Origin of the sequence: Rahnella sp. PD12R, assembly GCF_019200965.1 — a bacterium.
Taxonomy (GTDB): domain Bacteria; phylum Pseudomonadota; class Gammaproteobacteria; order Enterobacterales; family Enterobacteriaceae; genus Rahnella; species Rahnella laticis.
The window spans coordinates 589,707-611,933 of sequence record NZ_JAHTMS010000002.1; the positions used below are offsets into that span (position 1 = coordinate 589,707).

Genomic DNA, 22,227 nt, shown 5'->3' on the forward strand with positions numbered 1-22,227 from the left:
ATTCAGGAGCGACATTATACGCTGCCTTTGTGGCAACTGTTACCCCGCATTTTTCAGTTGCCTAAAAAGCGGACGTTTCTGACACCTTTAAAGCAAAAAGCGGACATCAAAGATGTCCGCCGTCTTCACACATACCGGAAGAGTTTAAGCCAGAGTGCTGATCGCAGCCAGTTGATCAAAATAGTCCGGGAAGGTTTTCGCCGTACATTTTGGATCAAGGATGGTCACCGGCGTATCCGACAGCGCCACCAGCGAGAAACACATCGCCATACGGTGGTCGTTATACGTACCGATTTCTGCAAATTTAAGTGCTTTTGGCGGCTCAACGCGGATGTAGTCCTCGCCCTCTTCAACTGTCGCGCCGACTTTACGCAACTCGGTGGCCATTGCTGCCAGACGGTCGGTTTCTTTAACGCGCCAGTTATAAATGTTACGCAGCGTGGTCGGGCCTTCTGCAAACAGTGCCGCCGTGGCGATCGTCATAGCCGCATCCGGGATATGGTTCATGTCCATATCGATGCCTTTCAGCTCACCGCGAGTACATTCAATATAATCGTCAGCCCAGTGAATGGTTGCACCCATTTTTTCCAGCACATCAGCAAAACGAATATCGCCCTGCATGCTGTTTTTACCGATGCCGGTCACACGCACAGTGCCGCCTTTGATGGCTGCCGCCGCGAGGAAATAGGATGCGGATGACGCATCACCTTCCACCAGATAAGCGCCCGGTGAAACGTATTGCTGTTTCCCTTTGATATGGAACTGTTGATATTGCTTATTCTCAACTTCAATACCAAAGGTTTTCATCAGGTTAAGGGTGATGTCGATATACGGCTTAGACACCAGATCACCTTTAATCTGAATCGTGGTGTCGTTTTCAGCCAGCGGTGCGGTCATTAACAACGCCGTCAGGAACTGGCTCGAGACGCTGCCATCCACGCTGACATCACCGCCGCGGAAACCACCGCGCAGGCGCAGAGGCGGATAATTTTCCTGCTCAAGATAATCAATCTGTGCGCCGCCCTGACGCAGGGCATCAACCAGATGGCCAATCGGACGCTCTTTCATCCGAGGTTCACCCGTCAGCACAACATTCTGTTCACCCAGACACAGTGCCGCCGCCAGCGGGCGCATGGCCGTTCCGGCATTACCAAGAAACAGTTCAGTCCCTTTAGCATTGGAAAAAGCGTGGCCCAGCCCGTCAATTTCGCACTCTGTGCGGGACGCCGATAAACGATGCGTAACACCGAGTTCAGTCAGCGCATTCAGCATGTGACGCACATCGTCACTGTCTAGCAGGTTAGTCAGGCGGGTAGTGCCCTGTGCAAAAGCAGCCAGTAGAAGTGCACGGTTAGAAACACTCTTTGAGCCGGGTAAGTTGATGCTGCCGTTAACCAATGCAACGGGTTGTAATGTCAGGGATTCCACTCTTTCTCCAATTCTTCATTTCATAAAATGACCCCGGACAGTGAGCCGGGGTCATTTTTAAGGCTTCTTACTAAAGCATTGTACCGGCCCGAAAGCCAGCGCGCTTAGCCATGGCGTTTTTCGAATTCCGCCATAAAGTCGGTCAGCGCTTTGACACCTTCAATCGGCATTGCATTATAAATGGATGCACGCATCCCACCAGCTACGCGGTGGCCTTTCAGCGCATGCAGACCGGCTTCCTGCGCCTGATCCAGGAACAATTTATCCAGTGACGCATCGGCCATCTGGAACGGAACGTTCATCCACGAACGGTTCGCGGCCGCAACCGGGTTACGGTAGAAACCGGTGCGATCGATGGAACCGTACAGCAGTTCAGCTTTGGCCTGATTGCGTTTTTCCATTTCGCGCAGACCGCCCTGTTCTTTCAGCCATTTGAAGACCATACCTGACAAATACCAGGCGAAGGTTGGCGGGGTATTGAACATGGAATCGTTCTCAGCCAGCACGGTGTAATCAAGGATAGATGGCAACTCAGTGCGTGCTTTACCTAATAAATCTTCGCGTACGATGACCAGCGTCAGGCCAGCCGGGCCGATATTTTTCTGCGCACCGGCATAAATTACGCCAAAGCGGCTGACATCAATAGGACGCGAAAGGATGCAGGATGAGTAGTCAGCAACAACGACTTTATCGCCGAAATCAGGCATTTCATCGATAGCAATACCGTCAATGGTTTCGTTCGGGCAGTAATGAACGTAAGCAGAATCCGCATTCAGCTTCCACTCGCTCATTGGCAGAATGCCGCGTTTGCCATCAAAGGTCGTGGTGACGTCAATGACGTTAGGTGTGCAGTATTTTTGCGCTTCTTTAACGGCGCTGTGTGCCCAGTAGCCACCATCGATATAATCAGCAGACGCTTTATCGTCCAGCAGATTCATCGGCACTGCGGCGAATTGCGCACGCGCGCCACCGTGGCAGAACAGCACTTTGTAGTTCGGGGGAATATTCAGCAGGTCACGAATATCCTTTTCGGATTCTTCAGCTACCTGGATAAACTCCTTACTACGGTGACTTATTTCCATCACCGAGGTACCCAGTCCGTGCCAGTTGCACAATTCCTGTTCTGCACGACGCAATACTTCAGCCGGGATCATTGCCGGACCTGCACTAAAATTATAAACCTGAGTCATTTCCCCTCACCACTTCTCTTGAGACAGCCACAAAGTAACAACTAATTTACCGGTTTTATCATCCCAGACAAGCAGTCTGCAACGGTTATTCATCACGACCTGATAAACAGCGATGAGAGGCTGAACGCAAGGTTCTTTCTTCCTTTTAATACTGATTTTGCGGGATTATGTTTGCATGAACAGAGAATGCACAAATCGTGATTTTTCCCTGGCATCGCGGCGGCGCTTACACCCGTTTTACCTACAAGCCTTTGAGTTCACAACACGATTACATTGTTAACACGAATACATGGAGGTAATGCGCAAAACCCCGTATCATTGCGCGTTTTTAGCACGCTCAAAAGTGAACTCAATGACGCAAACTTTTATTCCTGGTAAAGACGCGGCGCTGGAAGATTCCATTTCCCGCTTCCAACAAAAACTCACCGATCTCGGCTTTAATATCGAAGAAGCTTCCTGGCTGAATCCGGTTCCCCACGTCTGGTCAGTGCACATTCGCGACCGCGACTGCCCGCTGTGCTTCACCAACGGTAAAGGCGCCAGCAAAAAAGCCGCTCTGGCTTCTGCTTTAGGTGAGTATTTTGAGCGTCTGTCGACCAACTATTTCTTCGCCGACTTCTATCTGGGCAAAGAAATTGCCAACAGCGACTTCGTGCATTATCCGAACGAGAAATGGTTCCCGCTGCCGGAAGATAACCTTCTGCCTGAAGGTATTCTGGATGAGCGTCTGCACGCATTTTACGATGCAGATAAAGAACTGGTCGCCAGCGATCTGATTGATCTGCAATCCGGCAACCCGGATCGCGGGATTTGCGCATTGCCGTTCACCCGTCAGTCTGACCTGGAAACCGTATATATTCCGATGAACATCATCGGTAACCTATATGTGTCTAACGGCATGTCTGCCGGGAATACCGCGAACGAAGCCCGCGTTCAGGGTCTGTCTGAAGTCTTCGAGCGCTATGTCAAAAACCGTATCATCGCGGAATCTATCAGCCTGCCAGAGATCCCTGCTGACGTGCTGGCACGCTATCCGGGTGTGGTTGAAGCCATCGCCAAACTCGAAGAAGAAGGTTTCCCTATCCTGTCTTACGATGCCTCGCTGGGCGGCAACTATCCGGTCATTTGCGTGGTGTTGTTCAACCCGGCAAACGGGACTTGTTTCGCTTCCTTCGGCGCACACCCAGACTTCGGAGTTGCACTGGAGCGTACGGTCACTGAATTACTGCAGGGCCGCAGCCTGAAAGATCTGGACGTCTTCACCGCCCCGACCTTCGATGACGAAGAAGTGGCTGAACATGCCAATCTGGAAACTCACTTCATCGATTCCAGCGGTCTGATTTCGTGGGATATGTTTAAACAGGATGCCGACTATACGTTCGCAGACTGGAGTTTCAGCGGCACGACGGAAGAAGAGTTCGCCACGTTGAAGGCAATCTTTGATAAAGAAGACGCTGAAGTTTACATTGCGGATTACGAGCATCTTGACGTGTACGCCTGCCGCATCATCGTTCCGGGTATGTCTGACATTTATCCGGCTGAAGATTTGCTGCTGGCCAACAACAGCATGGGCGCTCATTTGCGCGATCAGTTGCTGGCTCTGCCCGACAGCGATCTGCCAAAAGAAGCTTATCTGGAAATGATCACACAACTGGATGATGAAGGTCTGGATGACTTTACCCGCGTTCGTGAACTTCTGGGCATCGCCAGCGGCAAAGACAACGGCTGGTACACCCTGCGCGTTGGCGAGCTGAAATCTATGCTGGCACTGGCGGGCGGCGATTTGGATCAGGCGCTGACCTGGGCTGAATGGGCGCATGAATTCAACGCGTCGGTTTACAGCGATGAGCGCAACAACTATTACCGTTGTCTGCAAACACTTCTTCAGCTGTCCCTGGAAGAAGATCGTGATCCGGCTCAGTACTACACGGCATTCGTGAAAATGTACGGTCAGAAAGCGGTTGATGATGCTTCAGCAGCCATCAGCGGCGAAGAACGTTTCCACGGTCTGTTTGCCGTAGACGCTGACCTCAAAGCATTGCCTGCTCATCAGGCTCTGCTGGGCGCTTACGAAAAACTCCAGGTTGCAAAACGCCGTTACTGGTCAAAAGCCTGATTTTCCGGCGTTTAAAAAATCGACGAACCGGTGGAATTTTCTGCCGGTTTTTTATTTCCCTTCGTAATGGCTTTGGGAGTTTATTTGCCGCCAAATGTTTGACTCAGCCGAAAAAATGACGTGTAATTCGCCGCGAAATAAAGGACGGATGTCATTTTTCTGACATAAGTCCCACGAACTTTTTAATAAGTTACTCATCTGTAAAAAGCACAAAGTAAAATTGACAACAGCCATTAACAATGGCTTATTTTCATTTACGCATAAATAAAAATAAATTGAGCATCCATCAACTTTATTTGTAAAAATTAAAATGTTTTTATTCTTTTATTATCATTGAGTTAATCAAAAAACCACCCCTTCAGTAGTACATCAGAAAGCACCAAAAACCGCCTCGTATGATCCACGTCAATTTTTACGTTATACTGCTTTGCTAGTATCTCGTTGCGCAGTGCATAGCCCTGAATAAGAGAGTTAATGTGAAAGCTGACAACCCCTTCGATCTAATATTACCCGCCGCTACAGCGAAAGTTGCTGAAGATGCCGGCGTTTATAAAGCCACCAAACAGCCGTTAAAAACATTCTTTTTAGCCATTACTGCTGGCGTCTTTATTTCTATCGCCTTTGCTTTTTATATCACTGCCACCACAGGCACCGGCACCGTTCCTTACGGCCTCGCAAAACTCGTTGGGGGCATCTGCTTCTCACTGGGTTTGATGCTGGTCGTTGTTTGCGGCGCTGACCTGTTTACTTCCACTGTGCTTATCGTGATTGCGAAAGCCAGCGGGCGTATCACCTGGGGGCAATTGGCACGTAACTGGGTCAATGTCTATATTGGTAACCTTATCGGCTGTCTGTTCTTTGTCGCACTGATTTGGTTCTCAGGTGAGTATATGGTCGATAATGGTTTGTGGGGACTGAACGTTCTGCAAACTGCTGACCATAAAATGCATCACACGTTTATTGAAGCCGTTTGTCTGGGGATTCTGGCTAACCTGATGGTTTGCCTGGCGGTATGGATGAGTTACTCCGGCCGCAGTCTGATGGACAAAATGTTCGCAATGATCCTCCCCGTCGGCATGTTCGTCGCCAGCGGTTTCGAGCACAGCATTGCCAACATGTTCATGATCCCTTTAGGCATCGTAGTGAAGAACTTTGCGACACCAGAATTCTGGCAGGCTGTCGGCGCAACTCCGGCACAATTCGCAGAACTGAACATCACTAACTTTATCATCGACAACCTCATTCCTGTGACCATCGGTAACATCATCGGGGGCGGTTTGCTGGTAGGGTTAACGTATTGGGTCATATATCTTCGCGATGAGAAGCACCACTGATACAACGTGGCACTCTTGTTACGACAGTTTTACACGCGATTTTTAAGAAATCCAAATTAGAAGGTAGGTGCAAAATGTCCAAGCTCAATGAAAAATTGACCAACGCATGGGAAGGTTTTAGTGCTGGTGAATGGCAGAACGGCGTAAACGTCCGCGACTTCATTCAGAAAAACTACACACCGTATGAAGGTGATGAATCCTTCCTGGCTGGCGCGACTCAGGCGACAACCACCCTGTGGGATAAAGTAATGGAAGGTATCAAACTGGAGAACCGCACTAAGGCTCCTGTTGATTTTGATACTGACGTTGCGGCTACCATCACGTCTCATGACGCTGGCTACATCAATAAATCTCTGGAAACTATCGTTGGTCTGCAAACTGACGCGCCATTGAAACGTGCTCTGATCCCATTCGGCGGCATTAAAATGGTTGAAGGTTCATGTAAGGTTTATGGCCGTGAACTGGATCCAGCGCTGAAAAAAGTTTTCACCGACTACCGTAAAACCCATAACCAGGGTGTTTTCGACGTTTACACCAAAGACATTCTGAACTGCCGTAAATCTGGCGTTCTGACCGGTCTGCCAGATGCGTATGGCCGTGGCCGTATCATCGGTGACTACCGTCGCGTTGCGCTGTACGGTATTGATTTCCTGATGGCTGATAAATACGCACAATTCCAGTCTCTGCAAAATGATCTGGAAAACGGCGTGAATCTGGAAATGACCATCCAGCTGCGTGAAGAAATTTCTGAACAACACCGTGCTCTGGGTCAGATTAAAGAAATGGCTGCCAAATACGGTTGCGACATTTCTGGTCCTGCTACCAACGCACAAGAAGCTGTTCAATGGACTTACTTCGGCTACCTGGCTGCGGTGAAATCTCAGAACGGTGCTGCAATGTCCTTCGGCCGCGTATCTACCTTCCTTGACGTGTTCATCGATCGTGATATCAAAGCAGGCAAACTGAACGAAGAACAAGCTCAGGAACTGATTGACCACCTGGTTATGAAACTGCGTATGGTTCGTTTCCTGCGTACGCCTGAGTATGATGAACTGTTCTCCGGTGACCCAATCTGGGCGACTGAATCCCTGGCAGGTATGGGTGTTGATGGTCGTACTCTGGTAACCAAAAACAGCTTCCGCTTCCTGAATACCCTGTACACCATGGGGCCTTCACCAGAGCCGAACATGACCATCCTGTGGTCTGAAAAGCTGCCAATGAACTTCAAAAAGTACGCAGCAAAAGTGTCTATCGATACCTCATCTGTACAGTATGAGAACGATGATCTGATGCGTCCTGACTTCAACAACGATGACTACGCTATCGCTTGTTGTGTGAGCCCAATGGTTGTGGGTAAACAAATGCAGTTCTTCGGTGCTCGTGCAAACCTGGCGAAAACCATGCTGTATGCAATCAACGGCGGCGTTGATGAAAAAATGAAAATCCAGGTTGGCCCTAAAGAAGCGCCAATGATGGATGAAGTGCTGGACTATGACAAAGTTATGGACCGCATGGATCACTTCATGGACTGGCTGGCTAAACAATACGTCACAGCACTTAACATCATTCATTACATGCACGACAAATACAGCTACGAAGCTGCGCTGATGGCGCTGCATGACCGTGATGTTTATCGCACAATGGCATGTGGTATCGCAGGTCTGTCAGTGGCTGCTGACTCCCTGTCTGCTATCAAATATGCAAAAGTTAGCACCATCCGTGACGAAGACGGCCTGGCTGTAGACTTCAAAATTGAAGGCGAATATCCACAGTTCGGTAACAACGATTCTCGCGTAGATGACATCGCTTGTGACCTGGTAGAACGTTTCATGAAGAAAATTCAGAAACTGCGTACCTACCGTGGCGCTGTAGCAACTCAGTCTGTTCTGACCATCACCTCTAACGTGGTTTATGGTAAGAAAACAGGTAACACCCCAGACGGTCGTCGTGCTGGTGCTCCATTCGGTCCAGGCGCTAACCCAATGCACGGTCGTGACCAGAAAGGTGCTGTTGCCTCTCTGACTTCTGTTGCTAAACTGCCGTTTGCTTACGCAAAAGATGGTATTTCTTATACCTTCTCTATCGTTCCAAATGCGCTGGGTAAAGATGATGATGTTCGTAAAGCGAACCTCGCGGGCCTGATGGATGGTTACTTCCACCACGAAGCGTCCATCGAAGGTGGTCAACACCTGAACGTGAACGTCATGAACCGCGAAATGCTGTTAGACGCGATGGAACATCCTGAAAACTATCCTCAGTTGACCATCCGTGTATCTGGTTATGCAGTACGTTTCAACTCACTGACTAAAGAACAGCAACAAGACGTTATTACCCGTACTTTCACCAAGTCCCTGTAATAATCTGCTGATACTTTAGCGTGATATAAAAAGGCTCCACAACGTGGAGCCTTTGTTTCATCCTCCCTGCCTGCACTGTCTTCGAGACAGTCTGTTTTGCCAGAGCGCTATACGTTGTGGACCTCTGGCAAAGCAGTACCGCCATTGCTGACAATCAACCTTATTGATTGTCTGGTATCATAAACATGTGGTTTCCAGTTTATCTCTGCCAGGCCAGCATCCGCACATTTAGACTGCTATTCATTGGTCAATATGGAGAATAACCCGCAATGTCAGTTCAAGGTCGCATCCACTCATATGAATCCTGTGGCACCGTTGACGGCCCAGGTATCCGTTTCATTGTATTTTTCCAGGGTTGCCTGATGCGTTGCATGTATTGCCACAATCGCGATACCTGGGACACACATGGCGGGAAAGAGATCAATGTCGATGACTTAATGAAAGAAGTGGTGACCTATCGCCACTTTATGAATGCTTCTGGCGGCGGCGTAACGGCTTCTGGTGGCGAAGCAATCCTTCAGGCTGAATTCGTGCGTGACTGGTTCCGCGCGTGTCAGAAAGAAGGCATTAACACCTGTCTGGACACCAACGGTTTTGTCCGCCGTTATGATCCGGTGATCGACGAATTACTGGATGTCTCAGATCTGGTAATGCTCGATCTGAAACAGATGAACGACGATATCCACCAGAATCTGGTCGGCGTCTCTAACCACCGTACCCTGGATTTTGCCCGCTATCTGGCTAAACGTAATCAGCGTACCTGGATCCGTTATGTTGTTGTGCCGGGCTGGTCGGATGATGATGATTCCGCGCACAAACTCGGGGAGTTCACCAAAGATATGACGAACATCGAGAAGATTGAACTGTTGCCATATCATGAACTGGGCAAACACAAATGGACTGCGATGGGTGAGAAATATGGTCTGGATGGCGTGAACCCACCGACCAAAGAAATCATGGAACGCGTGAAAAATATTCTTGCCAGCTACGGACACAAAGTCATTTATTAATGAGCTGCTTGTTTCCTGTAAAATTGTTTCCCACAAAAAAGACGCCTTGAGGCGTCTTTTTTGTGTTGAAGGCATTCATTCTGAATGGCTCAGGTCAGGCCGTTGCCACCGGATTATGATGATGGTCGGCTTTGCGCATCAGCATCACCAGATAAACCAGTGAAACTACAGCAATCATAACAAACAACAACCGGTCAGAATAACTCTGCATTAGTATCGCGGTCATCGTCGGGCCAGCCAGGCTGCCGATGGTGTAACTCATCAGTAACACCTGATTCATCGCGACCAGCTCTTCAGAACTGACTTTCTCGCAAGCCCATGACATCGCAACCGGATACAACGTGAAACCCGCGCATCCGAGAATGAACAACGTCGGCGCCATCGCATAACCGCTCAGCATGGCGATACTACCGAGGATCACGGCGAAAATCTGGATACGCAGTACCATCAGACGCCCGTAACGATCGGCCAGACGCCCTACCGGCCATTGCCCGATAATCCCTGCGCTGACCAGAAGCGCCATCCAGTATCCGACATCCGCATCGCTCATCCCCTGATGCGCAAGGAATAGCGGCATCAGGCCATACAAGGAACCCAGCACAATGCCGGAAATGATACAGCCGTTGATCCCGAGACGGGCGTTGCGGCGTCTGAACATCGGCATCACCGCATGCCGAGGTTGGTCGCTGTCCTGATTCTCAATATGTGTCATCAAGATCGGCAGAATGGCAATAACGATCAGCGCGGTGACCCACGGCAACACGCTCAGCAACGCCGTTGGAACCGTGCCGACCAGCAGCTGCCCGACCACGGTACCGATGTAATACATGATCATATAGGCCGCCAGCAGCTGACCACGGTTCTTCACTGTACCGCTGCGCAGCAAGGCACTTTCCACTACAACCCAGATCAGCGCGCAGCCAACACCGGCAACAAAGCGTGCAGTAACCCAGCTCCAGAAGTCCATGGAAAGCGCCAGACCCGCGGTTGCGACAGCAAACATGATGCAGGAAAGATAATAGCTGCGGTTAAAACCAATACGTTTGATCAGGCTGCCTGCAATCAGCGTACCCAGCAAATTGCCGGTGAAATACGATGAACTGACAAGCCCGACCTGCCAGGTTGGCAGTTGTTCGTGACTGAGCCACAACGGCACCAGCGTGTTTAAAGCGGCGATAGAAATCGTCAGCAGGAGAAGTCCGCACAACAGCAGAGAGACGGGACGGGAATAGGCGGACATAGGTTGTTGACGACCACAAAATCGGGGAAATTGCGCGCATCATGCCACTGGCCAACAAAATGTCAATCTGGCAAAAAGAGGCCTGCGCACAAACTGCGGGGTGATGATTGAAATCGCTAATCAAGCAAAGAGATCAGGAATCATGACGCTTCAATGACAACTGAATATCACCATGATAACAAACAAGTTTGCATTTCCCGCAGCCGTCACACTTCTGATTATCTACGGAAGGTTGATTCTGTTGATTAAAAAATATTGCCGTGCGCGGACACGCAATTTCGCACATCCTGCACAAATCATCCATGCGCCCCAAACACTGCGGCAGAATCGCCGGACGCAGGCCAGTATCCGGCGCAATGCTCAGGTCCAGCGCACTGCTGTCACAGGCCTTTGTACAGGCACCACAAAAATCACATTCCGCGTAATCAATACTGAGCACGGCTTTACCGGACTCAATACTGAGTAATCCCACCGGACAGGCATCCGTGCAATGCCCGCAGCCGTTGCATTGTTTGAGGAAAAGCGGTTCTGCCAGCGCCTGCGGTGGACGCGGTGCAGCACGCTGGAGCAAATCTCCGGCGACCGTATTTTCTTCTGCGGGCGGTTTTGCGGATGAAAGTAATCCACGAAATAACCCCCGGCGGCTGACAACGCGGCTGCTCATCCAGGCGTGATAATAGCGGCTATCCCGTGGGTCACTCATCAGAAATACAATTCCTTCGCCGGAATGTCTCTCAGCACCAAAGCCTCTCGCCATCCGTTAAGCGTTGATTTCGCCAGAACGGCCACGCCCTCATACCACGGATGTTCTGCTTTCATTCCCAGCAATTCGAAATAACGCCCTGCCCATGGCATCAAATGTACAGTCAGGAATTCACCAAGCAGTTGCGGCGAATTTTCGGCCAGCCAGGCAGACATCATCAGCATCAAACCGATGTGATCTTCCGGTTCAGCCTGCGTCAGATGCGGTTCAATGTGGTTCACACGCATCCACTGGCGTAGTGCCAGAGTGGAATCACCAAAAATGACGGACTCTTTATCGAGATAGACCGAGCCCCACGGCGGGGCCGGTAAGGCGTAAGGCCCGACAAACAGGCGCTGCCATGCATCAATTAACTCTTCTGCTGAAGCATCGGCCCCGGCAAACAATTCAGCGGCACGGGCTTTCGCCTCAGACGTTGCGCAGGGCCACATCGCCGCCCAGTCACTGTCTTTCAGCAATACAATCAGAGGCTGAACTTGTTCTGAATCCGGGGGATAAAACAGCATCGCGCCCAATACCTTCGCGGTTAAACTTATTGATTCTGCGGACATAGTTAACTCTTTCTTTCGGGGCACACCGCTTCCGGCGGCGTGTCCCCTTGATGAACTGAAATCAGCCGCTGACGGCCATACCCACCGTCATATGCAAACCATAGAAAATCGCACGTCCAATCAGCTCACCGGCAAAGACCAGCACGAAAGCTAAAACCATTGAAGCGATCGCAGGACGCTTGCGCAGTATCAGCGGGCAAATCCAGCAGCCCAGCCCTAAAGCAATCAGCACCAGCCGTGAAACTGACAACATGCCGTATTGCGGGATCAGTGCAGAAGCCGCCTGAACGGCGCTGTTGATCGAGGCAAGGCTGGCACTTTGCATTACCACCACACACATACTGACGACCAGCGCAGTGACACTGATAAGCGGTAGCAGGCGAAGCGCGCAGCCGTTAATATCAGCGCCGCGCAGCAGCAGATACCCCAGAACCGGGCCGCCAATCAGCACCGTCAGCCCGAAGTGGAACGCGGTATAAGCATTATCCCAGGTTGGCACAGTATTGATTTCGTAAACACGGCACATGGCATAAACGAAACCCACACCGGCCACCATGGTCACGATCAGCCAGACTTTTCCCAATGCGCGGGGCATTTTGTTGAGAACAGCCAGCAACCAGTAAATCCCGCCTAAGGCAAAGAAAAGTGAGCCACTGCCGATCTCATTACTGAGCGGCGAAGCGCCCAGACGATTGAGAGAATTGAAAGCTCGCAGCGGTGAGCCAAGGTGCAGAACCGAGGCGATAAAAGCCACCGCCATCAGCACCCAGAGGAAAAACATCGACAGGTGGATCCGGCGATATTCTTCTTCGCTACGCCGGGTCAGCAATGCAACCGCCAGCACAATAAATGCGCCAACTACGCATTGCCCGAGAACCGTAAAGACCATTAAAGGCCATTCATGCCATCCGTTTCCCATCTCAAACCTCCTTCGGGTTAGCCAGATAACCCGTGGTATCGCCTACAGGACGGCAATTCGCATTGGGTTTGATGACGATATTAGGGTGAGTAAAATGTGCAGCGGGCAAAGGCGCGACTTCAGCCAGTTCGCCGTATTTGGCACGCAGCTCTTCGATCGGTGCCATATCCAGCGCGCGCAGCGGGCAGGATTCAACGCAAATAGGCTTCTTGCCTTCCGCGATCCGCTCGTAGCAGCCGTCGCATTTCGTCATATGACCTTTGGCTTCGTTGTACTGCGGCGCACCGTACGGACACGCCATATGGCAGTAACGGCAACCGATGCACACGTCTTCATTGACCACGACGAAACCGTCTTCCCGTTTATGCATGGCGCCGCTCGGGCAAACTTTCGTGCAGGCCGGGTCCGCGCAGTGGTTGCAGGAAATCGACAGATAATAGGCGAAGACGTTCTGATGCCAGCCATCGCCGTCCTGCTGCCAGTCGCCACCGGCATATTCGTATACCCGGCGGAAACTGACGTCAGGCGTCAGATTTTTGAAATCCTTACAGGCCAGCTCGCAGGTTTTGCATCCTGTGCAGCGGCTTGAATCAATATAAAATCCATATTGAGTTGTCATGTTTTGCTCCATTAAACCTTAGCCACTTGCACAAGGTTGGTGTGAGAGGGGTTACCTTTCGCCAGCGGTGAAGGCCTTTGAGACGTCAGTACGTTGATGCTGCCCGCGCGGTCGATCTTTTTACTGTCGGGGGAATACCAGGCACCTTCGCTGAGCGCGACAACGCCCGGCATCATGCGTGGCGTCACTTTGGCGGCAATGCGGACTTCACCGCGATCGTTGTAAATGCGGATCATGTCGCCGTTCGCGATACCCCGCAGTGAAGCATCCATCGGGTTGATCCACATTTCCTGACGACAGGCAGCTTTGAGTACGTCGACGTTGCCGTAGGTTGAATGGGTACGTGCTTTGTAATGGAAACCGGTCAGTTGCAGGGGATATTTGCTGGCCAGCGGGTCGTCATAGTTCTCAAAACCGGCGGCATAAACCGGCAGCGGGTCAATCACATCTTCTTTGGCGAGTTCCCATTCGGCGGCAATTTTTGCCAGCTCTGCCGAGTAGATTTCGATTTTGCCGGAAGGCGTATCCAGCGGATTGGCAACAGGATCTTCACGGAACGCTTTATACGCCACGTGATGCTGTTCAGGATCGCGTTTCTTGAACATGCCCTGTTTACGGAATGTGTCGAAATCCGGCAGTTCCGGCAGTGCTTCGCGGGATTGCTGATACAGATGACGCATCCACTCTTCCTGCGTGCGCCCTTCCGTAAACTTCTGCTCAACGCCCATACGGCGCGCCAGTTCAGAGGTCATTTCATAAATATTTTTGCACTGGAAACGTGGCTTGATCGCCTGGTCGGCAAAAATGATGTAGTCCATGTTGCCGCAGGAAGCATCCAGGCAAAAATCCATCTGCTCCGACGCCGTACAGTCCGGCAAAATAATGTCGGCATATTTCGCTGACGACGTCATGTGGTTATCAATCACCACGATCATTTCGCACTGCGTATCGTCCTGCAGAATGTCATGCGTACGGTTGATATCAGAATGCTGATTGATCAGACAGTTACCGGCATAGTTCCAGATAAACTTGATCGGCATATCCAGTTTGGCCTTACCACGAACACCGTCTTTGGTGGCCGTCATTTCCGGGCCGCGGACGATAGCGTCGGTCCAGAGGAACATGGAAATGCTGGTCTGAATTGGATTTTCAAACGTCGGCATACGTACAAACGGGATTTCGTACGAACCTTCGCGCGCACCGGAATTACCGCCGTGAACGCCCACGTTGCCGGTCAGAATCGCCAGCATCGCAATGGCACGGGTAGCAATTTCGCCGTTTGCATGGCGCTGCGGCCCCCATCCCTGAGTGATAAAGGCCGGTTTTGCCTGACCAATTTCACGTCCCAGCTTCACGATTTTATCGACAGAAATGCCGGCAATTTTTGCTGCCCACGCAGGCGTTTTCGCAATACCATCCGGACCATCGCCGAGAATATAGGCTTTATAATGCGCATTCTGCGGGACACCGGCCGGTAAGGTTTTCTCATCGTAACCGACGCAATATTTATCGAGGAACGGCTGATCGACCAGATTTTCGGTAATCATCACGTGAGCCAGCGCAGCCGCCAGCGCCCCGTCGGTACCCGGGCGAATTGGCACCCATTCATCTTCACGACCCGCACCGGTATCGGTATAACGTGGATCGACAATAATCATGCGGGCGTTGGACTTCTGGCGGGCCTGCTCAAGGTAATACGTCACGCCACCGCCGCTCATGCGGGTTTCGCCCGGATTATTCCCGAACAGCACCACCAGCTTACTGTTTTCAATATCTGAAGGGCTGTTGCCGTCCGCCCAGCCGCCGTAGGTATAATTCAGACCCGCGGCAATCTGTGCAGAGCTGTAATCGCCGTAATGATTGAGATAACCGCCGCAGCAGTTCATCAGGCGCGCAATCAGGGTTTTACCCGGCGGCCATGAACGCGTCATAGTGCCGCCCAGCGTGCCGGTGCCGTAGTTCAGATAAATCGCTTCATTGCCAAAACGCTGAATAATGTCTTTCAGGCTGCCGGCCAGCGTGTCGAACGCTTCATCCCAGCTGATTGGCTTAAATTTGCCTTCACCGCGTTTGCCGACGCGCTTCATCGGGTATTTCAGGCGGTCAGGATTGTAAACACGACGGCGCATTGAACGCCCGCGTAAACAGGCCCGTACCTGATGCAGCGTCTCATAATCATCGTCGCCGGTATTGTCAGTTTCGATGTAACGTATTTCGTCATCCACCACGTGCATTCTGAGCGGACAACGGCTGCCGCAGTTGACCGTGCACGCACTCCAGACGATTTTCTCTTCGGCCGTTTTTGTCGTCGCGGGGGCTGAATCTGCCCGCACAGATTTGAACGGCAGCGATATTCCCCCTACTGCGGCGGCCATCCCGGCCAGCGTAGTTCCTTTGACCAGTTCGCGGCGGCTGATCCCGCTACCTGAACCGGATTTAGTTGTGTTTTGTTCCGACATTACTTACTCCGCTTACGCACCGTTTTAAGGGGCGAAAATTTAACAACCGTGTCACTGAGCCAGGCTCTTTGTCCGTCGCTTCTTTAGACTTTTTCTATTTGAATCAGATTGGTATGTTGAGGATTCCCCTTCGCGAGAGGCGAAGGCCGCTGAGTTGTCAGCGTGTTCATGCAGGCACCATGGTCAATACGATCACCACTCATATTGGCCTGATGCCATGCGCCCTGTCCCATAGCAACAACGCCGGGCATGATGCGGGGCGTGACTTTTGCGGCCACCCGGACTTCGCCACGGTCATTGAAAACTTTCACTTTGTCGCCGTTTTGGATGCCACGGGTTTGCGCATCCATCGGATTGATCCAGACTTCCTGGCGGCACGCGGCCTGCAAGACATCAATATTGCCGTACGTTGAATGGGTACGCGCTTTGTAATGGAAACCGAACATCTGTAGCGGAAACTGGCTGCGCTTCGGGTCATCCCAGCCTTCGAAAGTTGAGGCATAAACCGGTAACGGGCTGATGGTTTCGTCTTTTTGCAGCTCCCATTCACCGGCAATTTTTGCCAGCGCAGAAGAGTAAATTTCGATTTTTCCGGAGGGGGTTTTCAGCGGATTAGCCTGAGGATCCTGACGGAATTTTTTGTAGGCAACGAAATGCCCAGCCGGATCCTTACGTTTATAAATTCCCATTTCACGCAGTTCTTCATAGGCCGGTAATGCCGGATCTTTTGCCAGCATTTTCGCGTAGAGCGCCTGCAACCACTGCCGTTGTGTACGGCCTTCCGTGAATTTCTGATAAACATCCGGGCCAAGCCGCCGCGCGACTTCGCTCATCATTTCGTAGATACCTTTTCGTTCAAACTTAGCGGATGTCGCAGGTTGAATGAAAATCAGATACCCCATATTCCCCGCATAATCGTTAGGAATGATGTCTTCCTGCTCTACGGTCATTAAATCCGGAAGCAGGATATCGGCGTATCTGGCCGAGGAGGTCATGAAGTTTTCGAGCACGACGATCATTTCGCACTGCGAATCATCCTGCAAAATATCGTGGGTTTTATTGATGTCTGAATGCTGATTGGTAATGGTATTACCGGCATAGTTCCAGATGAACTTGATCGGCACGTCCAGCTTATCTTTACCGCGAACGCCGTCTGCTTTCGCCGTCATTTCCGGGCCACGCGCAATCGCATCGGTCCAGCTGAAACAGGAAATTTGCGTCTGAACCGGATTGTCCAGCACCGGCATACGTTCAATGGTGATGGTATACGTGGATTCCCGCGCCCCGCTGTTACCGCCGTTAATCCCAACGTTACCGGTCAGAATCGGCAGCATGGCGATCGCGCGTGACGTCAGTTCACCGTTGGCCTGACGTTGTGGCCCCCAGCCCTGAGAAATATAGGCCGGTTTAGCCTGACCAATTTCCCTCGCCAGTTTCACGATTTTGTCTGCCGGTATGCCAGTGATGCGTGAAGCCCATTCCGGCGTTTTAGCCGTGCCGTCCGCGCCCTGCCCGAGAATATAAGCTTTGTAATGGCTGTTGGCGGGGGCGTCTGCCGGTAAGGTTTTTTCGTCGTAACCTACGCAATACGAATCAAGGAAAGCCTGATCGACCCTATTTTCGGTGATCAGCACATACGCAAGACCGGCGACCAGAGCAGCGTCGGTTCCGGGACGGATCGGGATCCATTCATCTTCACGCCCTGCTGCGGTGTCGGTATAACGCGGGTCGATCACAATCATTCTGGCGTTTGAGCGCTGACGCGCCTGCTCGAGATAGTAGGTAATCCCGCCGCCGCTCATGCGTGTTTCTGCCGGATTATTGCCGAACAGTACCACCAGTTTGCTGTTTTCGATGTCGGACGTGCTGTTACCGTCGTTACTGCCATAGGTGTAAGGCATGGCGCAGGCAATTTGCGCGGTGCTGTAAGTCCCGTAATGGCTGAGGAAACCGCCGTAGCAGTTCATCAGACGAGCGACCAGCGAGGCGTAAGGTGATGAGCGGGTAATATTGCCGCCCACAACGCCGGAAGTGTAATTGATATACACCGCTTCATTGCCGTATTTGGCGACAATTCGCTTCAGGTTATTGGCAATTTCGTCGAAGGCTTCTTCCCAGCTGATGCGTTTGAATTTCCCTTCACCGCGCTTACCGACGCGTTTCATCGGATAATTCAGGCGTTCAGGATGATTCATACGGCGGCGGATCGAACGCCCGCGCAGACAGGCCCGAACCTGATGGTCACCGTAAATATCGTTGCCGGTATTGTCAGTTTCGACCCAGTAAACTTCGTCATCACGGACATGAAGACGCAGCGCACACCGGCTGCCGCAGTTAACTGAGCACGCGCCCCATACCACTTTATCTTCGGGTGTTGAAACAGCTTTACCACCGGTCACGTCGGCTAAGACCTTGCGGCTGAAAGGAAGTGAAACGCCCCCCGCCGCGATGGCTAATCCGGCCAGCGTAGATGTTTTCATCAGCGTACGGCGGCTGATACCGTTCTTTTCCGTGATCTTATCTGATTTGATTACCGACATTTTCGCGCTCCGCTAAGTTGCCTCGCCATAGCGCACCGGTTATAAAATCCGGCGTCTAAAATCCTGGCAAGAAAATGAGCGGGTCGTGAAGTTTATATTCTCAGATTAGAAAAGTACCCACTCAGATAGCGGGGATATTACTTATTAAGGGTTAATAAACTTTGTCTGCTATCAAAAAACGTCGGGTTGGCTCAGGCAAATTGCCGGATATTTAACGTAACGCACTATTTTCGGCATAAAAAAAGCGCCCGAAGGCGCTTTATCGCTATATTATTCAGAACATAACGGGGTTAGCCGATATATTCTAAACCGCCCATGTAAGGACGTAATACTTCCGGTACTTCAATGCGGCCATCGGCTTGCTGATAGTTTTCCAGCACAGCCACCAGCGTACGACCGACTGCCAGACCCGAGCCGTTCAGGGTATGAACGAGACGTGGTTTTTTGTCGGTTTTATTGCGGAAGCGAGCCTGCATACGACGCGCCTGGAAATCCCACATGTTTGAACATGATGAGATTTCGCGGTAAGTGTCCTGCGCTGGCAGCCACACTTCCAGATCGTAAGTTTTGCTTGAACCGAAGCCCATGTCGCCGGTACACAGCAACATTTTACGGTATGGCAGATTCAGTAACTGAAGCACTTTTTCCGCATGACCGGTCAGTTCTTCCAGCGCCTGCATGGAATCTTCCGGACGAACAATCTGAACCATTTCGACTTTATCGAACTGGTGCATACGAATCAGGCCACGGGTATCACGACCATAAGAACCGGCTTCTGAACGGAAGCAAGGTGTATGTGCGGTCATTTTCAGTGGCAGAGAATCTTCTTCCAGAATTTCGTCACGAACCAGATTCGTCAGCGGCACTTCTGCGGTTGGGATCAGCGCATAGTTGCTGCTGCCGGCTTCTTCATCCAAAGGCTTAGTATGGAACAGGTCTTCGCCAAACTTCGGCAACTGGCCTGTACCGTACAGCGTCTCGTGGTTAACAAGATACGGCACGTAGGCTTCCAGATAACCGTGTTGCTCGGTGTGCAGGTCCAGCATGAACTGGGACAGCGCGCGGTGCAGGCGGGCGATTTGCCCTTTCATGACCACAAAACGAGCGCCAGTCAGTTTCACTGCGGCAGCGAAATCCAGACCGCCTGCCATTTCACCCAGCGATACGTGATCGCGGACGGCGAAATCGTACTGGCGCGGTGTGCCCCAGCGGCTGACTTCCTGATTATCGTTCTCGTCTTTACCGGCAGGTACGGAATCATCTGGCAGGTTTGGAATAGCGGAAGCGATATCGCGGATATCGTTCTGCAATGCTTCCAGCTCAGCTTTCGCAGCGTCCAGCTTCTCACCCAGCGTATTCACTTCCAGACGCAGGGGTTCGATGTCTTCGCCACGGGCTTTTGCCTGACCGATAGATTTCGATCGTGCGTTACGTTCAGCCTGGAGAGTTTCCGTTTCTACCTGCAAGACTTTGCGGCGTTCTTCCTGAGAACGCAGCTTTTCCACATCGAGTTTAAAACCTCTGCGAGCGAGTTTTTCTGCAACTGCGTCTAGCTCATTACGCAGCAGATTGGGATCCAGCATGCTAATCCTGTACGTGTCGTTATTGAATGTTAATTTGACGATGCACGCTGCCTGAAATAGCAGCGTGTCAAAGAGTTATCACTGGTAACCTTACCGCAACGATAAAATTAGCGGTAGCGTTTTGTCGGGCTATTTTGATCTTGTTCAGCGAGCCATGCCAGCTTTTCGCCGATCTTGCCTTCGAGCCCCCGTGAAGTCGGGTAATAATACTGCGTGCGGGCCATTTCTGGCGGGAAATAATCTTCACCGGCGGCGTAAGCATTAGGCTCATCATGCGCGTAACGGTATTCCGCGCCCAACCCCATTTCTTTCATCAGTTTGGTCGGTGCATTACGCAGATGTTCCGGTACATCGTAATCAGCCATTTCGCGCGCATCGCGCATTGCCGATTTAAAAGCGGTATAGACCGCGTTACTTTTCGGCGCACACGCCAGATAGACAATGGCCTGCGCAATGGCACGCTCGCCTTCCGCCGGGCCAACGCGCGTAAAGCAGTCCCAGGCCGAAATCGCCACCTGCATACCACGCGGATCTGCGTTGCCGACATCTTCAGACGCAATCGCCAGTAAACGCCGTGCGACATAAAGCGGATCGCCACCAGCGGTGATAATGCGTGCGTACCAGTACAGCGCCGCATCCGGCGAGGAGCCGCGCACGGATTTATGCAACGCAGAAATCAGATCGTAGAAACGGTCACCCTTGTTATCGAAACGCGCGCTGCGCTCACCGGCAATCTCGGTCAGCAGTTCCGGCGTCAGCGTGCGATAGCCTTTGGCGTCAATCTCCGCCATATCAGCCATCATTTCGATACTGTTCAGCGCACGACGTGCATCGCCATTGACCAGTTCGGATAACATGCGCCGCGTTTCCGGCGGGACACGAATTTTTTCGTTGGCGTAGCCACGCTCAGAGTTTGTCAGCGCCTGATCGATGACTTTTTCGATATCTTCAGCTGTCAGCGATTTGAGGAGATAAACTCGGGCGCGGGATAACAAGGCGGAATTGAGTTCGAATGACGGGTTTTCTGTTGTAGCACCAATAAACGTAATCGTACCGTCTTCGATATGCGGCAGAAATGCATCCTGCTGACTTTTGTTGAAGCGGTGGACTTCATCAACAAACAGAATGGTACGACGCCCGGCATCACGATTTTGCCGGGCGCGCTCGATAGCCTCGCGGATATCTTTCACCCCTGAGGTGACCGCTGAAATGCGCTCAACATCGGCATTTGCATAGCGGCCAATGAGTTCTGCCAGCGTGGTTTTTCCGGTTCCCGGCGGCCCCCACAAAATCATCGAGTGCAGCTGACCCGCCTCGATAGCACGCGGCAAAGGCTTGCCCGGCGCGAGAAGATGCTGCTGACCAATGTATTCTGCAAGTGTTACTGGCCGCATTCTGGCGGCCAGTGGCTGGAATTCATTCTGGGAAAAATCGAGTGACAGATTACTCAAGCTTACCTCACTGACGCTGGTCGTCCACCGTCACACCTTTCGGCGGAGTAAATTTAAACTTCGCGTCATCAACCGACGCATTTTGCTCACCCTTCAGGGTATAAGCGCTCTTTTGACCATCCTGCTCAACCGCAGTAAAGCTTTTGATGGTGCCTGTTGGCGTAACGGTGATAGCAAATTCTTTCAGATTTCCGGTGGACGTTTTCGGCGTCAGTTGGAAGTCATCACCCTGCTGTTTCACGTTATATTTCGACCAGTCGCTGCTGTCGTTGCGGGTAATCAGCATGAACGGCGTGTTGCCGGTAGCATTTTTCAGCCAGGTTGCAGTGACTTGCTCAACAAACGGGTTGTAGAACCACAGTGTTTTGCCATCAGAAACCAGAATGCTTTCGTCCGGTGTCGTCATATGCCAGTTAAACAGGTTTGGACGTTTGACCCACAGTTCGCCTTCACCCTGCTGAACGGCAGAACCGTCATCACTGGTGACAGTCTGGGTGAAGCTGGCGTGGAAAGTATTCAGTTTACCCAGGCGGGATTTGAGATCACTACTGGCATCCGCCAAAACGGAAGCGGAGGTAAATGCAGTCAGTAAACACCCTACCAATAACAATTTTTTCATTCTTATAATTACCTCAAAAATCCTTAAACTTCAGACGATGCCTTTCAC

At 51.5% G+C, this 22,227-nt stretch carries 16 protein-coding genes; 4 read left to right on the plus strand and 12 right to left on the minus strand.

Features of this window, described 5'->3' with window-relative positions; all coding sequences use genetic code 11:
• Positions 1–144: 144 nt before the first annotated feature.
• Positions 145–1,428 (minus strand): 3-phosphoshikimate 1-carboxyvinyltransferase, encoded by a 1,284-nt coding sequence (aroA, locus tag KWG64_RS06795; protein WP_218521343.1) that lies wholly within the window; start codon positions 1,426–1,428, stop codon positions 145–147.
• Positions 1,429–1,532: 104 nt separating this feature from the next.
• A complete protein-coding gene (serC, locus tag KWG64_RS06800; RefSeq protein ID WP_218521344.1) occupies positions 1,533–2,618 on the minus strand; it encodes a 3-phosphoserine/phosphohydroxythreonine transaminase in 1,086 nt (361 codons plus the stop codon).
• Positions 2,619–2,970: 352 nt separating this feature from the next.
• On the opposite strand from serC, the gene ycaO reads away from it, so the two are divergent.
• From ycaO to pflA, 4 genes are all read left to right on the plus strand, one after another.
• The gene (gene ycaO / locus KWG64_RS06805; RefSeq protein ID WP_218521345.1) at positions 2,971–4,734 is read left to right on the plus strand and encodes a 30S ribosomal protein S12 methylthiotransferase accessory factor YcaO; all 1,764 of its coding nucleotides are present in this window, start codon (positions 2,971–2,973) and stop codon (positions 4,732–4,734) included.
• 476 nt (positions 4,735–5,210) lie between these two features.
• Positions 5,211–6,068 (plus strand): formate transporter FocA, encoded by an 858-nt coding sequence (gene focA / locus KWG64_RS06810; RefSeq protein WP_095922616.1) that lies wholly within the window; start codon positions 5,211–5,213, stop codon positions 6,066–6,068.
• A 74-nt stretch (positions 6,069–6,142) separates the two neighbouring features.
• Positions 6,143–8,425: a formate C-acetyltransferase gene (gene pflB / locus KWG64_RS06815; protein ID WP_195812800.1), complete on the plus strand. Its 2,283-nt coding sequence runs from the start codon at positions 6,143–6,145 to the stop codon at positions 8,423–8,425.
• Between the two features lie 269 nt (positions 8,426–8,694).
• The gene (gene pflA / locus KWG64_RS06820) at positions 8,695–9,435 is read left to right on the plus strand and encodes a pyruvate formate lyase 1-activating protein (protein WP_015689580.1); all 741 of its coding nucleotides are present in this window, start codon (positions 8,695–8,697) and stop codon (positions 9,433–9,435) included.
• Positions 9,436–9,529: 94 nt separating this feature from the next.
• On the opposite strand, the gene KWG64_RS06825 is transcribed toward pflA, so the two are convergent.
• The 10 genes from KWG64_RS06825 to lolA form a co-directional block, all read right to left on the minus strand.
• Positions 9,530–10,675 carry an MFS transporter gene (locus KWG64_RS06825; protein WP_218521346.1) on the minus strand — a complete coding sequence of 382 codons (1,146 nt, stop codon included), beginning with the start codon at positions 10,673–10,675 and terminating at the stop codon, positions 9,530–9,532.
• Positions 10,676–10,808: 133 nt separating this feature from the next.
• Entirely contained in the window at positions 10,809–11,378 is a 570-nt protein-coding gene (napF, locus tag KWG64_RS06830) for a ferredoxin-type protein NapF (RefSeq protein ID WP_218521347.1), read from the minus strand.
• The gene (gene dmsD, locus KWG64_RS06835) at positions 11,378–11,989 is read right to left on the minus strand and encodes a Tat proofreading chaperone DmsD (RefSeq protein ID WP_218521348.1); all 612 of its coding nucleotides are present in this window, start codon (positions 11,987–11,989) and stop codon (positions 11,378–11,380) included. Before dmsD ends, napF begins: the two co-directional genes overlap by 1 nt.
• A gap of 61 nt (positions 11,990–12,050) precedes the next feature.
• On the minus strand, positions 12,051–12,908 hold the full coding sequence (locus KWG64_RS06840) for a dimethyl sulfoxide reductase anchor subunit family protein (RefSeq protein WP_218521349.1): 858 nt from the start codon (positions 12,906–12,908) through the stop codon (positions 12,051–12,053).
• A 1-nt stretch (position 12,909) separates the two neighbouring features.
• Complete coding sequence (locus tag KWG64_RS06845; protein ID WP_104921445.1) at positions 12,910–13,527, minus strand: DMSO/selenate family reductase complex B subunit; 618 nt, start codon at positions 13,525–13,527, stop codon at positions 12,910–12,912.
• 11 nt (positions 13,528–13,538) lie between these two features.
• On the minus strand, positions 13,539–15,986 hold the full coding sequence (gene dmsA / locus KWG64_RS06850; RefSeq protein WP_218521350.1) for a dimethylsulfoxide reductase subunit A: 2,448 nt from the start codon (positions 15,984–15,986) through the stop codon (positions 13,539–13,541).
• Between the two features lie 83 nt (positions 15,987–16,069).
• Positions 16,070–18,526, minus strand: coding sequence for a selenate/tellurate reductase subunit YnfE (gene ynfE, locus KWG64_RS06855; RefSeq protein ID WP_218521351.1), 2,457 nt, complete (start codon positions 18,524–18,526; stop codon positions 16,070–16,072).
• Between the two features lie 290 nt (positions 18,527–18,816).
• The gene (gene serS, locus KWG64_RS06860) at positions 18,817–20,109 is read right to left on the minus strand and encodes a serine--tRNA ligase (protein ID WP_218521352.1); all 1,293 of its coding nucleotides are present in this window, start codon (positions 20,107–20,109) and stop codon (positions 18,817–18,819) included.
• A 107-nt stretch (positions 20,110–20,216) separates the two neighbouring features.
• The gene (locus KWG64_RS06865) at positions 20,217–21,560 is read right to left on the minus strand and encodes a replication-associated recombination protein A (protein ID WP_195812808.1); all 1,344 of its coding nucleotides are present in this window, start codon (positions 21,558–21,560) and stop codon (positions 20,217–20,219) included.
• Between the two features lie 7 nt (positions 21,561–21,567).
• On the minus strand, positions 21,568–22,179 hold the full coding sequence (lolA, locus tag KWG64_RS06870; protein ID WP_195812809.1) for an outer membrane lipoprotein chaperone LolA: 612 nt from the start codon (positions 22,177–22,179) through the stop codon (positions 21,568–21,570).
• Positions 22,180–22,227 lie beyond the last annotated feature (48 nt).

What these genes read in the sequence shown, in the direction of transcription:
- serC (WP_218521344.1), bottom strand. Translation starts at nt 2,618, where the DNA reads ATGACTCAGGTTTATAATTTTAGTGCAGGTCCGGCAATGATCCCGGCT.
- dmsD (WP_218521348.1), bottom strand. Translation starts at nt 11,989, where the DNA reads ATGTCCGCAGAATCAATAAGTTTAACCGCGAAGGTATTGGGCGCGATG.
- ynfE (WP_218521351.1), bottom strand. Translation starts at nt 18,526, where the DNA reads ATGTCGGTAATCAAATCAGATAAGATCACGGAAAAGAACGGTATCAGC.
- lolA (WP_195812809.1), bottom strand. Translation starts at nt 22,179, where the DNA reads ATGAAAAAATTGTTATTGGTAGGGTGTTTACTGACTGCATTTACCTCC.
- dmsA (WP_218521350.1), bottom strand. Translation starts at nt 15,986, where the DNA reads ATGTCGGAACAAAACACAACTAAATCCGGTTCAGGTAGCGGGATCAGC.
- KWG64_RS06840 (WP_218521349.1), bottom strand. Translation starts at nt 12,908, where the DNA reads ATGGGAAACGGATGGCATGAATGGCCTTTAATGGTCTTTACGGTTCTC.
- KWG64_RS06845 (WP_104921445.1), bottom strand. Translation starts at nt 13,527, where the DNA reads ATGACAACTCAATATGGATTTTATATTGATTCAAGCCGCTGCACAGGA.
- ycaO (WP_218521345.1), top strand. Translation starts at nt 2,971, where the DNA reads ATGACGCAAACTTTTATTCCTGGTAAAGACGCGGCGCTGGAAGATTCC.
- pflB (WP_195812800.1), top strand. Translation starts at nt 6,143, where the DNA reads ATGTCCAAGCTCAATGAAAAATTGACCAACGCATGGGAAGGTTTTAGT.
- serS (WP_218521352.1), bottom strand. Translation starts at nt 20,109, where the DNA reads ATGCTGGATCCCAATCTGCTGCGTAATGAGCTAGACGCAGTTGCAGAA.
- pflA (WP_015689580.1), top strand. Translation starts at nt 8,695, where the DNA reads ATGTCAGTTCAAGGTCGCATCCACTCATATGAATCCTGTGGCACCGTT.
- KWG64_RS06825 (WP_218521346.1), bottom strand. Translation starts at nt 10,675, where the DNA reads ATGTCCGCCTATTCCCGTCCCGTCTCTCTGCTGTTGTGCGGACTTCTC.
- napF (WP_218521347.1), bottom strand. Translation starts at nt 11,378, where the DNA reads ATGAGTGACCCACGGGATAGCCGCTATTATCACGCCTGGATGAGCAGC.